Annotated in this window: 3 protein-coding genes; all 3 read right to left on the bottom strand. The window is 66.4% G+C overall.

The genetic code is table 11. The features are described 5' to 3' along the window. Window positions 1–54: 54 nt before the first annotated feature. Window positions 55–1560 (bottom strand): glycerol kinase GlpK, encoded by a 1506-nt coding sequence (gene glpK / locus VK519_RS14750; RefSeq protein WP_324350986.1) that lies wholly within the window; start codon window positions 1558–1560, stop codon window positions 55–57. 15 nt (window positions 1561–1575) lie between these two features. After that, window positions 1576–2280 (bottom strand): MIP/aquaporin family protein, encoded by a 705-nt coding sequence (locus VK519_RS14745; RefSeq protein ID WP_324350985.1) that lies wholly within the window; start codon window positions 2278–2280, stop codon window positions 1576–1578. A gap of 55 nt (window positions 2281–2335) precedes the next feature. Next, on the bottom strand, window positions 2336–3764 hold a 1429-nt coding region (gene glpD, locus VK519_RS14740; RefSeq protein WP_324350983.1), incomplete at its 5' end, for a glycerol-3-phosphate dehydrogenase.

The following is a 3764-nucleotide window of genomic DNA, read 5'->3' as shown; positions in this document are numbered from 1 at the left end:
CCACCCTCGGCTTCCGATGGCCCGGGGTGGGAGCCTTCGGCCATGGCGATCGGGCTAGGTCACGCGGAAGCCGAGGGTGGCCTGCACCGCCTGCTTCCAGCCGGCGTACAGCGCCTGACGCCGGTCGTCGGTCATCGCCGGCTCGAACCTGCGGTCCACCGCCCATTGGCTGGCGATTTCGTCCCGGCTTGCCCAGAAGCCGGTGGCGAGCCCGGCAAGGTACGCCGCGCCCAGGGCCGTGGTCTCCTGCACTTTCGGGCGAAGGACGTCGATCGCCAGGATGTCGCTCTGGAACTGCGCCATGAAGTCGTTGGCAATGGCCCCGCCGTCGGCCCGGAGTTCCTTTACCTTGATGCCGGCGTCCGCTTCCATGGCTTCAAGCACGTCACGGGTCTGGAAGGCCATGGACTCCAGCGCCGCGCGAATGAATTGTTCCTTGGTGGTGCCGCGGGACAGGCCGAAGATCGCGCCGCGGACATCGCTTCGCCAGTAAGGCGCGCCCAGTCCGACGAAGGCCGGCACGAAGTACACCCCGTCGGTGTCGTGGGCGCGTTCGGCGTAGGCCTGGGAATCGCTGGCCTTGCCGAACATGCGCAGGCCATCGCGCAACCACTGGATCACCGATCCGGCAACGAAGATGCTGCCTTCCAGCGCGTACTCCACCTTGCCGTCGATACCCCAGGCGATGGTGGTCAGCAGGCCATGCCTGGACGTTACCGCCTTCGTGCCGGTATTCATCAGCATGAAACAGCCGGTGCCGTAGGTGTTCTTGGCAAGCCCCGGTTCGAAACAGGCCTGGCCGAACAGGGCCGCCTGCTGGTCGCCGGCGATGCCTGCGATGGGCACCTCGCGACCGAGCAGGAATTGCGGCAGCGTCTTGCCGTAGACCTCGCTGGACGAACGGACCTCCGGCAGCATGGCGCGCGGCACGTCGAGCATGGTGAGCAGTTCATCGTCCCACTGGCAGGCATGGATGTCATACATCAGGGTGCGCGAGGCATTGGTGTAGTCGGTGACATGCGCCTTGCCTCCGGTGAGATTCCAGATCAGCCAGGTGTCGATGGTGCCGAACAGCAATTCCCCCTTGGCGGCTTTTTCCCGCGCACCTTCGACGCGGTCGAGGATCCACTTGACCTTGGTGCCGGAAAAATAGGCATCGATCAGCAAACCCGTCTTCGCCCGCACCACATCGTCGAAGCCGTCGGCCTTCAACTGGTCGCAGATGCCGCTGGTCTGCCGCGACTGCCAGACGATCGCGTTGTACACCGGCTGGCCGCTCGCCTTGTCCCACACCACCGCCGTCTCGCGCTGGTTGGTGATGCCGATGCTGTCGATGTCCGACGGCTTGATGCCGGCGTTGTTGATCACTTCGGTGAGCGTCACCAGCACGCTGGTGAGGATCTCGCGCGGGTTGTGCTCGACCCAGCCGGGCTGGGGGAAGATCTGCGTGAACTCGCGCTGCGCCGTGCCGGCGATGCTTCCGGCATGATCGAAGAGGATCGCGCGTGAGCTGGTGGTGCCCTGGTCGATGGCCAGGATGTAACCTTTTTTCTCGCTCATGGGGACTCCGGGAAATCAGCCGGCGACGGCGTGATAGAAGAAGGCGGCGCCCAGGGCGCCGATGACCGGCCCAACGATGGGCACGAAAGCGTACCCCCAGTCCGAACCGCCCTTGCCGGGGATCGGCAGCAGCGCATGGGCCAGGCGTGGCGCGAAGTCGCGCGCCGGGTTGATCGCGTAGCCGGTGGGGCCGCCCAGGCACATGCCGATCACCACCACCAGCAAGGCGATCGCCAGCGGCGCCAGGCCCTCGGTCATGCGGTTGGCGCCGATCGCCAGCACGCCGTACACCAGCACGAAGGTGCCGATGATTTCCGTCAACAGGTTGGAGGGAAGATGCCGCACCGCAGGCGCCGTGCAGAACACGCCAAGCTTCTTCGCCGGATCGTCGGTGCCGGGCCACAGCGCGAAGTAGTGCAGGTACACCAGTACCGCACCGGTGAAGGCACCGGCCATCTGCGCGGCGATATAGCCAGGCACCAGCCCCCAGGCCAGCTTGCCCAGCGAGGCCAGCGCCAGGGTGATCGCCGGGTTCATGTGCGCGCCGCTGGCCGCGGCGACGTAGATGCCGATCAGCACGGCCAGCCCCCAGGCCAGCGTGATGGTGATCCAGCCGGCACCCTCGGCCTTGGATCCTTTCAGCAGCACGCCGGCGACCACGCCGTCGCCAAGCAGGATCATCATCATCGTGCCGAGGAATTCACTCAGGTACACCGACATCGGGTTACTCCTTTGCTGTTGAGCCGACGGCCGGGTGGCCGCGGACGTTCCCTTGTCAACGGTTCGCCGCCAGTCGCGTGCTTATATACGCGTCAAGCCGCGCGGCACCGGCCGCGTCCACGTGCAGGCCGGTCTTGGTCCGGCGCCAGAGGATGTCCTCGGCGTGCCGTGCCCACTCGTGGCGCACCAGGTAATCGACCTCGGCGGCGTAGAGGTCGCCACCGAAATGCTCGCCCAGGTCCGCCAGCGACGCGGCGGCGCCGAGGAAATCGCGGCAGCGCGTACCGTAGGTACGCACCAGGCGATCAGCCATGGCGTCGTTCAGCCAGGGGCGGTCGGCACGGACATCGACCAGCAGTTCTTCGATGTCGGGCTCGCCGCCGCCGGGCAGGTGGCGGCCGGTGGACGTCCACGGCCCCACGGACGATCCCAGCAACGGGGCGAGCTGGTCGACAGCTTCCTCGGCCAACTTGCGGAAGGTGGTGATCTTGCCGCCGAAGACATTGAGCAAGGGCGGCCCATCGGCGTCGACTTCGAGCAGGTAGTCGCGGGTGACTTCCGATGCGCTGGTGTTTTCGTCGTCAAGCAATGGACGCACGCCGCTATAGCTCCAGACCACGTCGGACGGTGCCAGCTCCTTGCGGAAATAACGGTTCGCCGCCTCGCACAGGTAGGTGGTTTCGTCAGCGTCGATGCGCGGCTGGGACGGATCGCCGTGGTATTCCACGTCGGTGGTGCCGATCAGGGTGAACTCACGCTCATAGGGGATGGCGAACACGATGCGACGGTCCGGCTGCTGGAAAATATACGCATAGCGATGATCGAAGAGCTTGGGCACCACGATGTGGCTGCCCTTGACCAGGCGCAGCGCGTGGTCGTGGCGGACATCGGCCACCTCGCCCAGAAACGTTGCCGCCCAGGGTCCGGTGGCGTTGACCAGGCTGCGCGCATGTATGGTCCGGTGGCCTTGCGCCGATTCCAGCTCCACGCGCCACCATTCCCCTTCGCGCACTGCCGCGACACAGCGTGTGTGGGTAAGGATCTCCGCTCCCCGGTAGGCCGCGTCCATGGCATTGAGCACCACCATGCGCGCGTCCTGCACCCAGGCGTCGGAATAGACGAACCCGGTATGGAACTCCTCGCGCAGCGGCTGGCCAGCCACGTGTTTGGCGAAACGGATGCGCCGGGAGCCGGGCAAGGTACGGCGGCCACGGCCCAGGTGGTCGTAGAGGAACAGGCCCAGCCGGATCATCCAGGCCGGACGCAGGTGGGGCTGGTGCGGCAGCACGAACCGCAGCGGCCAGATGATGTGCGGTGCGGCGCGCAGCAGTACTTCGCGCTCGGCCAGCGCCTTGCCCACCAGCGCGAATTCGAACTGCTCCAGGTAGCGCAGGCCGCCGTGGATCAGCTTGGTGCTGGCGCTGGAGGTATGCGCGGCAAGGTCGTCCTGCTCGCACAGGAGTACGGACAGGCCTCTCCCGGCG

Origin of the sequence: Pinirhizobacter sp. (genome assembly GCF_035317885.1) — a bacterium.
Taxonomy (GTDB): domain Bacteria; phylum Pseudomonadota; class Gammaproteobacteria; order Xanthomonadales; family Rhodanobacteraceae; genus Pinirhizobacter.
The sequence above is the reverse complement of the archived record's forward strand: the minus strand, read 5'-3'. Positions and strand labels throughout refer to the sequence as shown.